The 16,364-nt window shown below is 66.8% G+C and carries 17 protein-coding genes; 6 read left to right on the top strand and 11 right to left on the bottom strand.

The features are described 5' to 3' along the window. Positions 1-208 precede the first annotated feature (208 nt). The 3 genes from HDG33_RS32390 to HDG33_RS32380 are packed head-to-tail and all read left to right on the top strand — an operon-like array spanning position 209 to position 4,250. Positions 209-2,263 (top strand): sigma-54-dependent Fis family transcriptional regulator, encoded by a 2,055-nt coding sequence (locus HDG33_RS32390; RefSeq protein ID WP_184039125.1) that lies wholly within the window; start codon positions 209-211, stop codon positions 2,261-2,263. Beyond that, positions 2,260-2,889 carry a flavoprotein gene (locus HDG33_RS32385; RefSeq protein ID WP_184039122.1) on the top strand — a complete coding sequence of 210 codons (630 nt, stop codon included), beginning with the start codon at positions 2,260-2,262 and terminating at the stop codon, positions 2,887-2,889. Before HDG33_RS32390 ends, HDG33_RS32385 begins: the two co-directional genes overlap by 4 nt. Then, on the top strand, positions 2,868-4,250 hold the full coding sequence (locus tag HDG33_RS32380; RefSeq protein WP_184039119.1) for a DUF6513 domain-containing protein: 1,383 nt from the start codon (positions 2,868-2,870) through the stop codon (positions 4,248-4,250). Before HDG33_RS32385 ends, HDG33_RS32380 begins: the two co-directional genes overlap by 22 nt. Positions 4,251-4,263: 13 nt before the next feature. Here the strand turns inward: HDG33_RS32380 and rpe are convergent, their stop codons facing one another. The 8 genes from rpe to HDG33_RS32345 all read right to left on the bottom strand — a co-directional run bounded on the left by rpe (position 4,264) and on the right by HDG33_RS32345 (position 11,401). Next, complete coding sequence (gene rpe, locus HDG33_RS32375) at positions 4,264-4,971, bottom strand: ribulose-phosphate 3-epimerase (protein WP_184039116.1); 708 nt, start codon at positions 4,969-4,971, stop codon at positions 4,264-4,266. Between the two features lie 21 nt (positions 4,972-4,992). After that, complete coding sequence (gene fba / locus HDG33_RS32370; protein WP_184039113.1) at positions 4,993-6,030, bottom strand: class II fructose-bisphosphate aldolase; 1,038 nt, start codon at positions 6,028-6,030, stop codon at positions 4,993-4,995. A gap of 44 nt (positions 6,031-6,074) precedes the next feature. Next, a complete protein-coding gene (locus HDG33_RS37780; protein WP_260330657.1) occupies positions 6,075-6,209 on the bottom strand; it encodes a hypothetical protein in 135 nt (44 codons plus the stop codon). A 46-nt stretch (positions 6,210-6,255) separates the two neighbouring features. Continuing rightward, on the bottom strand, positions 6,256-7,128 hold the full coding sequence (locus HDG33_RS32365) for a phosphoribulokinase (RefSeq protein WP_184039110.1): 873 nt from the start codon (positions 7,126-7,128) through the stop codon (positions 6,256-6,258). Between the two features lie 55 nt (positions 7,129-7,183). Next, positions 7,184-8,287 (bottom strand): class 1 fructose-bisphosphatase, encoded by a 1,104-nt coding sequence (locus tag HDG33_RS32360; RefSeq protein WP_184039107.1) that lies wholly within the window; start codon positions 8,285-8,287, stop codon positions 7,184-7,186. Between the two features lie 27 nt (positions 8,288-8,314). Continuing rightward, positions 8,315-9,304 (bottom strand): CbbX protein, encoded by a 990-nt coding sequence (cbbX, locus tag HDG33_RS32355; protein WP_184039104.1) that lies wholly within the window; start codon positions 9,302-9,304, stop codon positions 8,315-8,317. A 51-nt stretch (positions 9,305-9,355) separates the two neighbouring features. Then, positions 9,356-9,784, bottom strand: coding sequence for a ribulose bisphosphate carboxylase small subunit (locus HDG33_RS32350; protein WP_184039101.1), 429 nt, complete (start codon positions 9,782-9,784; stop codon positions 9,356-9,358). Between the two features lie 117 nt (positions 9,785-9,901). After that, positions 9,902-11,401, bottom strand: a complete 1,500-nt coding sequence (locus tag HDG33_RS32345; protein ID WP_184039098.1) for a form I ribulose bisphosphate carboxylase large subunit — start codon at positions 11,399-11,401, stop codon at positions 9,902-9,904. Between the two features lie 395 nt (positions 11,402-11,796). On the opposite strand from HDG33_RS32345, the gene pqqA reads away from it, so the two are divergent. The 3 genes from pqqA to HDG33_RS32330 all read left to right on the top strand — a co-directional run bounded on the left by pqqA (position 11,797) and on the right by HDG33_RS32330 (position 13,437). After that, positions 11,797-11,961 (top strand): pyrroloquinoline quinone precursor peptide PqqA, encoded by a 165-nt coding sequence (gene pqqA, locus HDG33_RS38150; RefSeq protein ID WP_311548404.1) that lies wholly within the window; start codon positions 11,797-11,799, stop codon positions 11,959-11,961. A gap of 105 nt (positions 11,962-12,066) precedes the next feature. Then, positions 12,067-12,666: a DUF447 domain-containing protein gene (locus HDG33_RS32335; RefSeq protein ID WP_184039095.1), complete on the top strand. Its 600-nt coding sequence runs from the start codon at positions 12,067-12,069 to the stop codon at positions 12,664-12,666. 27 nt (positions 12,667-12,693) lie between these two features. Further along, on the top strand, positions 12,694-13,437 hold the full coding sequence (locus HDG33_RS32330) for a (5-formylfuran-3-yl)methyl phosphate synthase (protein WP_184039092.1): 744 nt from the start codon (positions 12,694-12,696) through the stop codon (positions 13,435-13,437). Between the two features lie 7 nt (positions 13,438-13,444). Here the strand turns inward: HDG33_RS32330 and HDG33_RS32325 are convergent, their stop codons facing one another. From HDG33_RS32325 to HDG33_RS32315, 3 genes are all read right to left on the bottom strand, one after another. After that, positions 13,445-14,035, bottom strand: a complete 591-nt coding sequence (locus HDG33_RS32325) for an aspartate kinase (RefSeq protein WP_184039089.1) — start codon at positions 14,033-14,035, stop codon at positions 13,445-13,447. Positions 14,036-14,201: 166 nt separating this feature from the next. Then, the gene (locus HDG33_RS32320) at positions 14,202-15,311 is read right to left on the bottom strand and encodes a hydantoinase/oxoprolinase family protein (protein ID WP_184039086.1); all 1,110 of its coding nucleotides are present in this window, start codon (positions 15,309-15,311) and stop codon (positions 14,202-14,204) included. Continuing rightward, complete coding sequence (locus tag HDG33_RS32315) at positions 15,308-16,351, bottom strand: ATP-grasp domain-containing protein (RefSeq protein WP_184039083.1); 1,044 nt, start codon at positions 16,349-16,351, stop codon at positions 15,308-15,310. The genes HDG33_RS32320 and HDG33_RS32315 overlap by 4 nt, the downstream gene beginning before the upstream one ends. Between the last annotated feature and the right edge of the window lie 13 nt (positions 16,352-16,364).

Here is a 16,364-nt window from a genome sequence, read left to right as displayed (position 1 = left end):
ACAGTGAGGTAAACCCAGTGTGACTTCCTGTTGAACCGATCCTGCATCGGGCGTACAGTTTTAAACGCCCGCCTCGTAGTAGGGCCGGTCGCGAGGGCGCAGGCGAACCGAGATTCCGCCGCACCAGGGGCAGGCAGGCTTGATAAAGCGGCATTCGTGGCGTGCGCAGCACTCACGCTTGCGAAATGACGCAACGGAGGCAAATCCCATGTCGTTGCTCGCTGACAGCAGTACGCACGTCCGGGAAGTTCTGAACGTGGTCAACCATCAGTTGACCACGCGCCCGACAAGCGAACCCGTAGCTCAGTCGTGGACGCGCTGCATCAACGAATTCCAGCTGGACCCCGCGCGTTTCGTGCCGCCGCCGGTGCTCACCGAGTACGAACTCAGCGCGCGCCGTGAGGCGCTCGGCGATCTGATCGCGTGTTCGAAGCTCGAGATGACGACGCTCTACCAGCAACTGGCCGATCCCGAGCTCGCGGTCGTGCTGGTCGATTCGGGCGGCGTGATCGTGCATCAGGTGTCGTCCGTGCCGTTCGCCGAGGCGGTCGCCGCCGACGGCTTTCGCGTCGGCGCGCTGTGGAGCGAACGCGAAGCCGGCACCAACGGCATGGGCACCTGCCTCGCGGAGCGCGATTGCATTGCCGTCTGTCAGCACGAGCATTTCTATCCGCGCTATACGTCGCTGACGTGCTCGGCCGCGCCGATCTTCGACGACGGCGGCGAAATCGCCGGCGTGCTCGACGTCACGAGCCGCTCGAAGCTGCTGCAGCAGCACTCGCTGGTGCTGGTCGGCATGTCGCGTCAGATGATCGAAAACCGTCTGCTCGATGCGCGCTACCGGCACGCCAACATGATCCATTTCCACAGCCGCCCGGAATTCGTCGGCACGCTGCACGGCGGCAAGCTCGCGGTCGGCGACGACAGCACCGTGCTCGCCGCGAATCGCAGCGCGCTGTTCCAGTTGGGCTTCCGCTCGCTGAGCGAGCTGCGCGGCCGGCGCATCGAGGAAGCATTCAACGCGTCGCTCGAAGACATGATCGCGCGCAGCATTCGCGGCTCGTTCCATCCGGTCACCGTCTACAGCGCAAACGCGACGAACCGCTTTTTCCTCGTCGCGCAGACGCCGCAAAACGCCACGGGGCGCGTGACGCGCGTGCTCGTCCCCGACTCCGCCATGCGCGCCAACGCCGCCGAAAAACACGAGAAACATCCGCCGGTGCCGAAGCTCGACGAGATCGCGCACCTCGAATTCGGCGACCCGCGCATGGCCTCGCAGATCCAGTTGGCCGCGCGCGTGATCCAGCGCAAGATTCCGATCGTGCTGCGCGGCCAGACCGGCACCGGCAAGGAAGTCTTCGCGCAGGCGTTGCATAGCATCAGCCCGCACGCCGACGGTCTGTTCGTGCCGGTCAACTGCGCGTCGCTGCCGGAGAACCTGATCGAGAGCGAACTGTTCGGCTACCGCGCGGGCGCGTTTACCGGCGCGCAGCGTGAAGGACGCCGCGGCAAGATCGTGCAGGCCAACGGCGGTACGCTGTTTCTCGACGAGATCGGCGACATGCCGCTCGTGTTGCAGGCTCGCCTGCTGCGCGTGATCGAGGAACACGAGGTCACGCCGCTCGGCGCCGAGACCACCGTCAAGGTCAATTTCCAGCTGATCAGCGCGAGCCACCGCAATCTGCTCGAACTCGTGCAAAGCGGGCAATTCCGCGAGGATCTGTACTACCGGCTCAAGGGCGTCGAGCTGAACCTGCCGGCGCTGCGCGAGCGCGTCGACAAGCTGCCGCTGATCCATCATCTGCTCGCGAACGAAACCGACGATCCGCCCGATCTGACGCCGGAAGCCGAACACGCGCTGCTCACCTACGCATGGCCCGGCAACATCCGTCAGCTGCGTCACGTGTTGCAGATGGCCATCGCGCTGTCCGACGGCGAGCCGATCCGCTGCGAGCATCTGCCGCCCGAGGTCACGCAACGCACGTCGGCGGTCGACCTGCCGATCGCGCTGCGCCTCGCGAACGCGGACATGGACGGGCATCTCGCCGACGAAGCGGACATTTCTTCGCTGAACGCGATCCAGCTGAACGAGCGCGAAACGGTGCTGTCGCTGCTCGACGAGCACCGCTGGAACGTCAGCAACGTCGCGAAGGCGCTCGGCATCAGCCGCAATACGCTGTATCGCAAGATGCGCCGGCTGCACATCCGGCTGTCGCATGAAGGCTCGCCGGCCGACGGCATGCCGTTCGATCTCGACGCATGACCGGGTCGTCCCTCAGGTCCTCCAGCGAGTCTGCCCGCAAGGGCGCCCGCGATCTCGCCGACTTCAAGCCGGATGCGCACTTCGCGTGGTGCGTGACCGGCTCCGGTCATATGCTGGAAGAATCGATCGCGCTCGCGCGGCGCTTGCCGCGCGTCGATCTGTTTCTGTCCGCGGCGGCCGAGGAAGTACTGCCGCTCTATGGCTGGTCGCTCGACAAGCTGCGCGAACACTTTCGCGTACTGCGCGACAACAGCGCGAGCGGCGTGCCGGTCGGCATGCTGTATCACGGCATCTATCACACGGTCGTGATCGCACCCGCCACCAGCAACACGGTCGCCAAATGTGCTTACGGCATCTCGGATACGCTGCCGACCAATATGTACGCGCAGGCCGGCAAGCAATGCATCCACGGCATCGTCTTTGCGTGCGACACCGAACCGAGCGTGATCACGCATAGCCCGGACGAATGGGTCGAACTGCGGCCACGGGCGATCGAACTCGACAACGTCGAGCGTCTGGCGCGCTTCGAATACACGACGCTCGCGCGCTCGCTCGACGAACTCGAAGCGGCGCTCACCCAACGCCTCGCGACCCTCGACCTCGCATGGACCACCTCCTCTTCCTGACCGGCCGGCTTGCCGAACCGAGCCTGCGGCGCGTGCTCGACGGCATGGCGCCGACGCCGTTCAGTTGGGAGGTGCGCGAAATCGGCCTGCAAGTGGCCGCGTTGATGACCGCCGACCTGATCCAGCGCCGCGTGAGCGCGCCGCTCGCCGCGCAGCGCGTGATCGTGCCGGGCCGCTGCCGTGGCGATCTCGACGCGCTGGGCGCGCACTACGGCGTACCGTTCGAACGCGGTCCCGAGGAGGTCAAGGACTTGCCGCAATTTTTCGGCCGCAAGGCGAAGCCGTTCGATCTGAGCCGCTACGACACGGAGATTTTCGCGGAGATCGTCGATGCGCCGCGCCTCGACCTCGACGGCATCGCGGCAAGAGCGCGCGAGTATGCGGCCCAAGGCGCGGACGTGATCGACATCGGCTGTCTGCCGGACACGCCGTTTCCGCATCTCGAAGACGCGGTGCGGCGGCTGAAGGCCGAAGGCTATCGCGTCAGCGTCGATTCGATGCGCAACGACGAACTGCTGCGCGGCGGGCGCGCGGGCGCCGACTATCTGATGAGCCTGAACCTCGACACGCTATGGATCGCCGACGAAGTGCCGTCGACGCCGATCCTCGTCGCGCGCGAACCGGCCGACCCCGCTTCGCTCGACGCCGCGATCGACGCGCTGTCCGCGCGCGGCCGCGCGTTTCTCGCCGATCCGATTCTCGATCCGATTCCGTTCGGGCTGGCCGCGTCGATTGCGCGCTATGTGCGTTTGCGCGAGCGCTATCCCGACATCGCGATCATGATGGGCATCGGCAACGTGACCGAACTGACCGAGGCCGACACGAGCGGCATCAACGCGGTGCTGCTCGGCATGGCGGCTGAATTGCGCGTTGGCGCGGTGCTGGCGACGTCGGTGAGCCAGCATGCGCGGCGCGCGTTGCGCGAAGCCGATGTCGCGCGCCGCGTGATGCATGCCGCGCGCGATGCGCAGGTGCTGCCGAAGGGCATCAGCACCGAACTCGCGACGGTCCACGCGAAACGGCCGTTTCCGTACAGCGCCGAAGAAATCGACGAATTCGCGCGCGGCGTGCGCGACCCGAATTTCCGCGTGCAGATCAGCGGCGACGGCATTCACGTGTACAACCGCGACGGCCATCGTCGCGGCGACGATCCGTTCGCGCTGTACCCGCAGTTGAACCTCGAAACAGACGGCGGCCACGCGTTCTATATGGGCGTGCAGCTTGCGCGCGCCGAGATTGCATGGCGGCTCGGCAAGCGCTTCGATCAGGACCAGCCGCTCGACTGGGGCTGCGCGGTCGACCGGCCTGAAGAAGATCTCAGCGCATGGTGCGCGCCGGGCGAGACGCTGAAAAAGCGCTGAAACGGCAGCGCCATCACTGCATGGCGGCCACCCCCGCGGGTTCGTCGACAGTAGCCAGTTCGCCGCGCATGCCGCGGATCGCCTGCGCGCGATCGCCCGCACCGAACACGGCCGACCCGGCAACGAACACGTCCGCGCCCGCCGTGGCGACACGCGCGATGTTCGACGCCTTCACGCCGCCGTCCACTTCGATCAGCAAGGACCGCCCGGTGCGCTGCATCGTCGTGTCGACGCGCTCGCGCAGCAGCCGCAGCTTGTCGAGCGTTTCGGCGATGAATGCCTGGCCGCCGAAGCCCGGATTCACCGACATCACCAGCACGACGTCGAGCATCTCCAGCACGTGATCGAGCGCCGCGAGCGGCGTCGCCGGATTCAGCGCCAGCCCCGCGCGCGCACCGTGCGAGCGGATCAGTTCGATGGTCCGATGCACGTGCAGCGTCGCCTCCGGATGAAAACTGATCAGGTTCGCGCCGGCCTCGGCAAACGCCGACACCAGCGGATCGACGGGCGTGGTCATCAGATGCACGTCGAACGGCAGCGTCGTGTACGGCCGGATCGCCGAGCACACGAGTGGGCCGACCGTCAGGTTCGGCACGTAGTGGTTGTCCATCACGTCCAGATGAATCCAGTCCGCGCCGGCCGCCGTCACGTCGCGAATCTCGTCGGCGAGCCGGGCAAAATCCGCCGACAGCAGCGACGGCGCAATCAGGAATTCGCGCATTGCGTTCTCCGTCCAGTGGCGTTAGTGGTAGCGGCTCGCCATCGTGTCGAGCGGCAGCGGCTTGATGCGCGCCGCCTGCCCCGCGCAACCGAACGCCTCGAATCGCTCGACGCAGATCGCGCTCGCCGCGGCGGTGGCGGCCTTCAATGCCGCGCGCGGATCGAACTCCGCGCGCGCATTGGCGAGCGACTTGCGCATCGCGCCGCTCATCGCGAGACGGATGTCGGTGTCGATGTTGACCTTGCGCACGCCGTGCGCGATACCGCGGCGGATTTCGTCGACGGGCACGCCGTAGGTGGTCGGAATCTCGCCGCCATATTCGCGGATCACCGCGAGCCATTCCTGCGGCACCGACGACGAACCGTGCATCACCAGATGCGTGTTCGGAATGCGCGCCTGGATATCGGCGATCCGGTCGATCGCGAGGATGTCGCCGGTCGGCTCGCGGCTGAACTTGTACGCGCCGTGCGACGTACCGATCGCGATCGCGAGCGCATCGACGCCGGTCGCGTCGACGAAGCGCCCCGCTTCGTCCGGATCGGTCAGCAGGTGCTCGCGTGTGAGCTTGCCTTGTGCGCCGACGCCGTCCTCTTCGCCTGCCGTGCCGGTTTCGAGCGAACCGAGACAGCCGAGTTCGCCTTCCACCGACACGCCGACCGCATGCGCGGCGTGCACCACGCGCCGGCTCACGTCGACGTTGTAGTCGTACGCGGCGGGGGTTTTCTGATCGGGCAGCAGCGAGCCGTCCATCATCACCGACGTGAAGCCCGAGCGGATCGCCTGCTGACACACCGCGGGGCTCGCGCCGTGATCCTGATGCAGCACGAGCGGAATGTCCGGGTGCGCTTCGAGCGCGGCGAGCACCAGATGGCGCAGATACGGCTCGCCGGCGTACTTGCGCGCGCCGGCCGACGCCTGCAGGATCACCGGGCTATCGGTGGCCTCGGCCGCGCGCATGATCGCGTGAATCTGCTCCATGTTGTTGACGTTGAACGCGGGCACGCCGTAGTCGTGTTCGGCCGCGTGATCCAGCAGTTGCCGCAGGGTGATGAAGGCCATTGCGTGCTCCTCGATATGAAATGAAATCTTGGCGAACGGCGGGTTCAACGCGCGCGGTCCGCGACGCGCCGCGCTTCGAATCGCGCAACACGTACCACCGCATCGATCGCGAGCATGCGCAGCGTGTCGGCCATCGAGCGCGTGGCGGGTGCGTCAAGCGGTTGCGCGACTGCACTCATCGGATCTCTCCTTGCGAAATGAACCTCGATATCCGTCCGGTACCGCTCAGGCGCGCGAGCGTCGGTCGATCAGTTGCAGGATCATCGGCGTGAAGATCAGTTGCATCGCAAGTCCCATCTTGCCGCCAGGCACGACGATCACGTTCGGGCGCGACATGAACGAGTCGTGCAGCATCGTCAGCAGATACTGGAAGTCGATACCCTTCGGCCGCGCGAAGCGGATCACGACGAAGCTCTCGTCCGGTTGCGGAATCTCGCGGGCGGTAAACGGATTCGACGTGTCCACGGTCGGCACGCGCTGGAAGTTCACATGCGTGCGCGAGAACTGCGGGCAGATGTAGTTCACGTAGTCGGGCATGCGCCGCAGGATCGTGTCGACCACCGCTTCGTGCGTGTAGCCGCGCATCGTCTGATCGCGGTGCAGCTTCTGGATCCATTCGAGGTTGATGATCGGCACGACGCCGATCAGCAGATCCGCATGCCGCGCGATATCGACCCTGTCGGTCACCGCCGCGCCATGCAGCCCTTCGTAGAACATCAGGTCGGTATTGGGCGCGACCCCCTCCCACGGCGTGAAGGTGCCACCGTCCTGCTTGTACAGTTGCGCTTCGCCCGCGTCGTGCACGTAGTGGCGAAACTGCCCGCTGCCGTTTTCGCCGTAGCGCGTGAACAGCGTTTCGAGTTCTTCGAGCAGATTCGCTTCCGGCCCGAAGTGGCTGAAATTCGGCACACCGTCGCGTTCGCGCTCCTGCATCGCCGCGCGCATGCCGTTGCGGTCGTAGCGATGGAACGCATCGCCTTCGACGATCTGCGCATTGATGTGCTCGCGTCTGAAGATATGCGTGAAACTCTTCATGACGGTGGTGGTGCCGGCGCCGCTCGAGCCGGTCACCGCGATGATCGGATGTTTGACTGACATGCGTTTGTCTCCGGATGACTGTGTTCTGAGCGCTGAGCGCGCCGTCAGTCGCTGATCACGCCGTGAAATCCGGCAGGAACAACGAGCGCGTGCCGAACAGCGGCGACGTGAACGGCTTGTCCTCGCCGCGGTCGTATTCGCCGTGATAGCGCGCAATGCGCTCGACCTCGTTCTTCGAGCCGAGAATCACCGGCACGCGGCCATGCAGCGCGCGCGGCGCGACGTCGAGAATGCGTTCCCGGCCGGTGATCGCGAGGCCGCCCGCCTGCTCGACGAGGAAGCTCATCGGGTTCGCTTCGTAGAGCAGGCGCAGGCGCCCTTCCATCGCCGGCGTTTTCGAGTCGCGCGGATACATGAACACGCCGCCGCGCATCAGGATGCGATGCACTTCCGCGACCATCGACGCGATCCAGCGCATGTTGAAGTCGCGCGCGCGGCAACCGCTGCGGCCGTCCTTGCACTCCTGCACGTAGCGGCGCACGGGCGGCTCCCAGAAGCGCTCGTTCGATGCGTTGATCGCGAACTCGCCGGTTTCCTCCGGAATCCGGATGTTCGAATGCGTGAGCACGAAGTTGCCGATCTCGCGCTCCAGTGTGAAGCCATGCGTGCCATTGCCGACCGACAGCACCAGCATCGTCGACGGTCCATACACGGCATAGCCGGCCGCGACCTGTTCGCAGCCCGGCCGCAGGAACGCGGCTTCGCTGGTTGCATTCTCTGCCGGATCGCGCGTGCGCAGCACCGAGAAGATCGAGCCGACCACGCCGTTGATGTCGATATTCGATGAGCCGTCGAGCGGATCGAACGCGAGCAGATACTCGCCGCGCGGATAGTCCGGCGGAATCGCGTAGACGTGCTCCATTTCCTCGGACACCATCGCGGCCAGCAAGCCGTCCCACTCGCATTGCTGCACGAAGATCTCGTTGCTCGAGACGTCGAGCTTCTTCTGTTGCTCGCCGTGCGTGTTGAGCGTTTGCGCGGAACCGTAGTTGCCGCCTAGCGCGCCCTTGGTCAGCATCGCCGAGATCGACTTGATGGCCGCCGCTACGTCGATCAGCAGCGCGGAGAGTCCTGCAGTGTCGCGCGTGTCGTCCGTACACGGCGGGCGATCGAGCGTGTCGATCAGGAACTTCGAAAGTGTCGTGCGTCCGTCCTGCATGGCGTTCTCCGTCGATGGTGTCGTGATTCAGCCCGGCGGCGCCGTGACGGCGCGCGCGGTGGAAGGCGAATGCGAGGACTGCGGCGGCGCGTCGAACACGCGGCTCGCGCGCACGTCGGCGGCATCGATCAGCGTCAGCGTGGCGGCGTCGACCGGCTCGCCTTGCAAGGCGCTCGCGAACAGGCGGTTCGCCTGGCGCAGCCGCGCGCGGTCGAGCGCATTGCGCACCGAGCGCGCGTTGGCGAAATTCGGTTGACGGATGCGGCGCGCCAGATAGTCGGCGAACGCGCGGCGCGACGCGGCATCGAAGCGGTAATGCATGGCGCCGAGCATCCGTTCGGCGATTTCGAGCAACTCCGTTTCCTCGTAATCGGGAAACGTAATGTGATGCGCGATGCGCGAGCGGAAACCCGGATTGCTCTCGAAGAACACTTCCATTCGCGACGCGTAGCCGGCCAGAATCACGACCAGGTCGCTACGCTGGTTCTCCATCGTCTGCAACAGAATTTCGATCGCTTCCTGCCCGTAGTCGCGCTCGTTCTCCGGGCGATACAGGTAATACGCTTCGTCGATGAACAGCACGCCGCCCATCGCGCGCTTGAGCACATCGCGCGTTTTCGGCGCGGTGTGGCCGATGTACTGGCCGACCAGATCGTCGCGTGTGACCGACACCAGATGATTGCGGCGAATGTAGCCAAGCCGGTGCAACACTTCCGCCATGCGCAGCGCAACCGTCGTCTTGCCGGTGCCGGGGTTGCCGGAGAAGCACATATGCAAGGTCGGCGCGCCGCCCGCGAGACCCAGCGAAGCCCGCGCGCGCTCGACCAGCAGATGCGCGGCGACCTCGCGAATGCGCGTTTTCACGGGCGCGAGCCCGACCAGATCGCGATCGAGTTCGCCGAGCACGTCGCCGATGCCGGAGTCGCGGTACAGCGCCGCGAGGTCGATGTGGGGCGCGGCGGTGTCGCTGCGCGCGGTGGACGCGGGCAGTGCGTCCACGATGGCGGCGTCTGTCATGGTTCCTCCTCGCTGCGGGTCGTCGTGTGCGTTGTTGCGCGATCAGCGGCGTCAGCTCGCCGCGCCATAACGCTCGCCCGCTGGCCGGTCGCCCGCGTAGCCCGTCATGCTGTAGCGCTGCGTGCGCCCCTGCGCGTCCTGCCGCAACAGCCGGAAGCCCGGCTCCACGTCCGGCCGGTTGACGATGAACGACAGGCGCATCGTCTCGAAGGTGCGCACGGAGTCGAACGCGTTGACCTTGATGTAGTGCTGCGGCCGCGCCTCGCGGCAAGCCCTGACCTCCTGCAACACACCGGCCGCGTCGTGCAGGTCGAACATCGGCAGACCCCACATTTCCCAATACGTGTTGCGCGGGTGCGGGTCGTCGGTGAATTCGACCGAACAGGCCCAGCCCTGGCGCAGCGCGTAGTCGATCTGCAGGCCGATTTCCTCGTCGGTCAGCTCGGGCAGAAAAGAAAACGTTCCTTGAGTAATACGCATGACGAACCTCGTGGATGGATGTCGCGTTCGGAACGGCGTCAACGGTGCCCCGCGCGGTGCCGTTGCACCGCGTTGCGGATGCGCTCGTGGGGCGCTCGCGGGAAAAGCTCGGCGTGGCTAGGCCGCCGTCGGCGTGGCGGCGAAATCGGGCGTATCGGTCGATGCGTAGTTGAAGCTCACGTCGCGCCACGTATCGAGCGCCTGCTTGAGCGGCGTGCACCAGCGCGCGGCGGCTTCGAGCACGTCGGGCCCTTCGCGCAGAATGTCGCGGCCCTCGTTGCGCGCCTTCACCATCGCTTCGAGTGCGACGCGGTTCGCGGTCGCGCCGGCCTGGATGCCGGCCGGATGGCCGATCGTGCCACCGCCGAACTGCAGGATCGCGTCGTCGCCGAACAGATCGAGCAACTGATGCATCTGCCCCGCGTGAATCCCGCCCGAGGCGACCGGCATCACCTTGCGCAAGCCGGCCCACGGCTGGTCGAAGAAAATGCCGCGCGACAGATCGACCGCGTTGTGCGCGTCGCGGCACACGTTGTAGTAGCCCTGCACCGACAGCGGATCGCCTTCGAGCTTGCCGACCGCGGTGCCCGCATGCGCGTGATCGACGCCCGCCATGCGCAGCCATTTGGCGATCACGCGAAACGAGATGCCGTGGTTGCGTTGCCGCGTGTAGGTGCCATGCCCCGCGCGATGCAGATGCAGGATCATGTCGTGCCTGCGGGCCCAGCGCGACATCGACTGGATCGCGGTCCAGCCGATCACGAGGTCGATCATCACGATGCACGAGCCGAGCTCCTTCGCGAATTCGGCGCGCTCGTACATGTCCTCCATCGTGCCGGCCGTCACGTTCAGGTAGTGCCCTTTGAGCTCGCCAGTCTCCGCCTGGGCGCGGTTCACCGCCTCCATCGCGAACAGGAAGCGGTCGCGCCAGTGCATGAACGCCTGCGAGTTGATGTTCTCGTCGTCCTTCAGGAAATCGAGGCCGCCGCGCAGGCCTTCGTAGACCACCCGTCCATAGTTTTTGCCCGACAGACCGAGCTTCGGCTTGACCGTGGCGCCGAGCAGCGGCCGACCATACTTGTCGAGCCGTTCGCGCTCGACGACGATGCCGGTCGGCGGCCCCTGAAACGTCTTCAGATACGCGACGGGAATGCGCATGTCTTCGAGCCGCAAGGCCTTCAGCGGCTTGAAGCCGAACACGTTGCCGATGATCGACGCGGTCAGGTTCGCGACCGAGCCCTCTTCGAACAGATCGAGTTCATAAGCGATGTACGCGAAGTACTGCGGCTCGTCGGCGCGAGACACCGGCACCGGCTCGACGCGATACGCCTTCGCGCGATACATGTCGCAGGCAGTAAGCCGGTCGGTCCACACCACCGTCCACGTCGCGGTCGACGATTCGCCGGCCACCGCGGCCGCCGCTTCCTCGGGTTCGACACCGGGTTGCGGCGTGATGCGAAACAGCGCGATCACGTCGGTGTCTTTCGGTTCGTAGTCCGGTTGCCAGTACCCCATCTCGCGGTATTTCATCACGCCCGCCGCGTACCGTTCGCGCGGATTGTGCGGATCGCGCGCTTGAGGTTCGGGCTGGATCGGCGGTTGACTGAAATCGTTCATGACGTGTCCTCGAAGGTGGCAAGCGCACTGCCGGAAGAACGAAGCGCTTGAGTTGCACTGTAGGCACGGACACGCCCAAGGTGAATTCACGATTTCATTTGGCAGACTTAACGGATCGGTTATCGCTATCACATCGTGAGGTTCTTTTTCGAGCCGTGCGACGCGGATGGGAGCAGAATGTGTTGGTGAGCGAGGCGGGCGCGGCGTGACAGCGCAATCGAATCAGCGAATCGCGATGGCACACTTTGCTTCGTTTTCGCCACACCGCGCGGCTCTTTGCGTCTGGCAACCCGCGCGAGCGCCACGGCGTGGCGCAATTCGCCGGGTGCTGTATTGGCCGTCGAACGCCCGCCCGCCTGACCGGCCGGTACCCGAACAGGCATAAAGCTTGCGTGATGCCGGCTGCCGTCGACACCGGGGCATCACGCCGGGCCGGCGGCGCAACGCTGTTCCACCCGCTGTTTCAACCGAAGGAGAAAGCACGTATGCAATGGACGACTCCGAGCTACACCGACGTACGCCTCGGTTTTGAAATCGTGATGTATGTCGCTACGCGTTAAGCCCGCAACCGGGCCGCACGCCGCGGCCCCTTTGCGGTTTCCGTTTGTGTTTGACCTCTGCTGACGGCCGGCCTTCCGGCGCTGTCGGGACACACGTTCCCAGCCATGATCCACGAAACGATCGTCACCACGGCAGCGTGCGATGGCCGTCCACATATCGCGCCGATGGGCGCGCGCTCCGAGGGTGAGCGCATCATCCTTGCGCCGTTCCGTCCGTCGGTCACGCTCGACAACGTGATCGCGACGCGCGCGGCCGTGCTGAACTTCAGCACCGACGTGCGTATCTTCGCGGGCTGCGTCACGCACTGCGCGACCGATTGGCCGACCGTGGCCGCGAGCCGCGTGCCGAGCGTACGTCTGGCCGAGTCGCTGGCCCACGCCGAGCTCGAACTCGACGAGCTGCGTGACGACGCCGAGCGCCCGGTGCTGGTGATGAAATGCGTGCACCGTGAAAACCACGCGCCGTTCGCGGGCTTCAATCGCGCGCAGTCGGCGGTCGTGGAAGGCGCGATTCTGGTGAGCCGGCTCTTCATGCTGCCGGCCGACAAGGTCGATCGAGAAATGGCGTATCTGCAGATCGCGATCGACAAAACCGCCGGCGACAACGAGCGCACCGCATGGAGCTGGCTCGTCGCCGCGATCGCGCGATATCGCGCGAGCCTCGCAGACGCGGCGCATCAGGCCGCCGTTTCGGCCCATCACTGAAAACTCTTTCCTCCGCGGAGAACCCCGATGACCGCATTGCTCGCGAGCGTCCGCTCGGCTGACGAAGCATTCGACGCCGCCCGCGCCGGCGCCGAGCTGATCGACCTGAAAGAGCCGGACGACGGCGCGCTCGGCGGCCTGTCGATCGGCGCCATCACGAACATCGCGCAACAGCTTCGCGCGCGCTACCCGGTCAAGCCGATCAGCGCGGCGATCGGCGACGTGCCGGCCGATGCGTTCGACGAGATCGCCGCGCGCGTGATCGACGTCAACGATGCCGGCGTCGACTATGTGAAGGTCGGCGTCGCGCGCGGACCGGCCGCGCGCCGCTGCATCGAGCAACTCGCGAATCTGCCGGCTAGCGTCGTGCCGGTGCTGCTATGCGACGGCGGCATGGACGACGAACTGGTCAGCCACACCGCGGCGCTCGGCTTCGCCGGCCTGATGTTCGATACCGCGAGCAAGGATGGCGGCACGCTGTTCGATCACGTCGATGTCGACTCGCTCGCGCGCTGGTTGCGGCTCGCGCGTCAGCGCGGCGCAATGGCGGGCATCGCCGGTGCGCTCGGCTGGGCGCAACTGCCGCAGATCCGCGCGCTGGCGCCCGACGTGGCCGGTTTTCGCACCGCGCTGTGCGCCGACGGGCGCCGCTCGCGGCTCGACCCCGAGCGCGTCGCGCAATGGGCGAGCGCGTTGCATCGGCCGGCTGGAGAGGTACGCGTCGATAGCGCGGCGCCGTTGCCGGGCTCGACGAACGCGACGCGGCTGTAGCAGCCGATCACGTCACCGGAATATTCAGCAAACGGTCGCGCATCAGCGCGACGTTGCTCTTGTCGAGCAATTCGACCACATAGTTCGCATCGTTCACGTAGTCGACGAACCTGCGGTCGATCACCCCCGCCGCGGCCAGCGTTTCGAGCGGATCGTCGACGGCGATCGGACAGGATTTGACGACGACCAGCCGCTCCGCGTTGAGCATCGTCGATAGCCAGGCGGCGAGGCTGTCCGAGGTCGTGTCCCAGTTGCTCATCGCGTCGGGCGTGTCGCGCATCAGCGCGGTCGGCGCCCACACGGCGACATGACCGTCACGCAGGGTGCGGCGAATCTTCGCCTCGCTCGACGCGATCACCAGTTCGGGCGAAACGCCCTGCATCAGCAGCGCATATTGCGTCATCGCGAGCAGACACATGTTGTGCGCGGCCAGATCGTCGAAATTCCACTCGCCCTGGTACTGGCGGACCTTGTCCGCGAAGTCGCCGCCGCCGGGCACGATCACGACCCGTCCGCCGCCGACTTCGCATAGCTCACTGAGCCAGTGGCGCAGTGCCGGGTCGTGACTCAGGCTGCCTCCGATCTTGACCACCCACATGACTGTTGCCCTCGTGTCCAGTTGAGTGCCCGGCCGGGTCGCGTCGTTTCGCAACCTCGTTCATCACCGAACTTGTCCCGCTCACCTTATCGTGTCCCCTGCCCCTCTTTGCGCTACTCGTGCGCCGGCGCGCCGCGTCCCCGGATTGCGCGCCGCGCCTCTCAACTCATGCCGCGCGCGCCGCGATACCACGCGCGCCGCGCCGTTGCGCGCCCGGTTCGCGCGCCGCGAGCAGCGCGACCGCCACGCTCGGCGCGCAGGTCGCCGCCCATGCCGCGCAAGCATCGGGCACGCCCGCCAGCGCGCCGAAATCGATATAGCCGCGCGCTTCGTCGCGCGCCAATGCGGCGACGAGGAAGCGGCCGCAGCCGGCGCCCACCAGCGGCGCGGCCGCGAGCGCCGGCTGCGCGGCGACCACCCGCATCAGGTTCGCGCCGATTTCGCGCACCTGCAGCGCGCGCCAGCGCCGCGCAAAGTGCAGCCATTCGACGTCCGACGCGTCGTGCGCGTCGTGCCCGATCATGCGCGCGAGCCGCGCGCGGCTCGCCGCCTGCGTCTTCGGCCTCTGGTCGGCGCTCGGCTGCACGTCGTGCAGCGGGTCCAGTTCGCCCGTCAGCCGGTAGACGTCGGCGGTCGTCGCAAACCATTCGTTCATCACGTTCAGCATGGCGCCGCCGAATTCGATCCGCTGCGCGACGCCGCACAAAGGCGTGCGCACGACACCGTGATACACGAGTTCGCCGGTCGCGAGCCGGCCCGCATCGGTCGCGGCACGCGCGACGACGCGGCCGTCGACGATCGGAATGATGTCGGTGGTGGTGCTGCCGATGTCGATCAGCAGCGCGTTCGCCATGCAGGTAGCGACCCAGCTCGCGGTCGCGAGCCAGTTCGCCGACGCGACGTGACGCCAGCCGGCCGCGCAGTCGGCGGCGGCGAGCCAGCCGGCCTCGCCCGCGTAGAAACGCAGTGATGGACCGAGCCGCTGCGCGAGCACGGCCACGATCGCGCGCACGCCTTCGGCGCGATCCGCGAACAGGTCGACCATCTCGCCGGTCATCGTCACCGCATGCTGCGCGGCGTCCGCGCGGGCCTGCGGCCAGCGCTCGAAGACGAGGTCGATCGCGCGGTGCAGATGATCGAGCCCCTGCCAAAGCGGACACGGCCATTGCACGACGTCCAGCACGGCGTCGCTGCCGTCGACGAGCGACACCTTCACGTGCGCGCCGCCGACGTCCCAGCCGAACCGCGCCGCCGGGTTCGAACGGGCCGGGCTCAAGGGCGCACCTCATACGTCGGCGAATTGGCGCGCGCCGCGCCGCAGCGCTCGATGCGCACGCCATGCGCGGCCAGCAGCGCGCGCGTCAGGCCGCTACCGCGCGCCGCCGACAGCCCCGCATAAGCGACCGTCAAACGCGGATTCACTTCGATCACGACCGGCCCGAGTTGCGGATGCCACACGACATCGATGCCGACGAAGCCGCGCAAACCCGGGATGGCCCGCGCGACGCGATGCGCGAGCGTGTCGAGCGCGCGGCCCATGTCGCTGTGCTGGTCGATCTGATCGACCAGCACGCCGTCGAACTCGACGATCCGCGCAACCTCACCCGACGCGTCGCCGCCGCTCAGCCCGATCTGCTGACGGTTGATGCTGAGGAGCTTGGTAGCGTCGCCGCGGCAGATCAGCGACAGGCTCAACGGCTCGCCATCGACCCACGCCTGCAGCACCGGATTGCGCGCCGCCGCCGCGCGCGCCTCGTACTCGGCGCAGGCATCGGCGAAGCGCTCGTACAGGATCGTGTCGAGGCCGCCCGCGCCGTCGTCCGGTTTGACCACCCAGCGGCCGTCGTGCTGCGCGGCTGGGTCGCCGGGTTCTAACGCCGGCGTCGTGGCAATGCCATGCGCGGCAAGACACGCCGCCGTCGCGCTCTTGCTCGACGCGACGCGGATCGCTTCCTTCGCGCAGCCGAGCCAGCGCGCAGTGCCGACCGCATCGTGAAAGCGCAGCAGCAGCCCGTCGCATTCCGGCGCGACGACCCACGCGTAATCGTGCTCACGCGCCGCGCGCGCGACGAACGCCGTCATCGATTCGCCGGGCGCGGCCATACAATGGGCCTCGCCCGCCCCTGGCGTTTCGAAGCGCGAGGTCGCGAACGTGACCTGCACGCCGTCGAATTCACGCAGAGCGGCGACCAGCGCGTCGCGCATCACGCGTCCTTCGACGATCAGCGCGCTCAAATCGGCGAGACTGCCCGGGCCGGCGAGTTGGGGGTCGATGCCGCCGCCGGTGAGATACTCGTAGACAAAGATTCTGGTCAAAGGAAAGCGCCCC

It is taken from the genome of Paraburkholderia sp. Cpub6 (assembly GCF_014201065.1).
In the GTDB taxonomy this organism is placed as follows: Bacteria; Pseudomonadota; Gammaproteobacteria; order Burkholderiales; family Burkholderiaceae; genus Paraburkholderia; species Paraburkholderia tuberum.
Note: the sequence above shows the minus strand (reverse complement) of the source record. Positions and strands in the feature narration are given on the sequence as shown.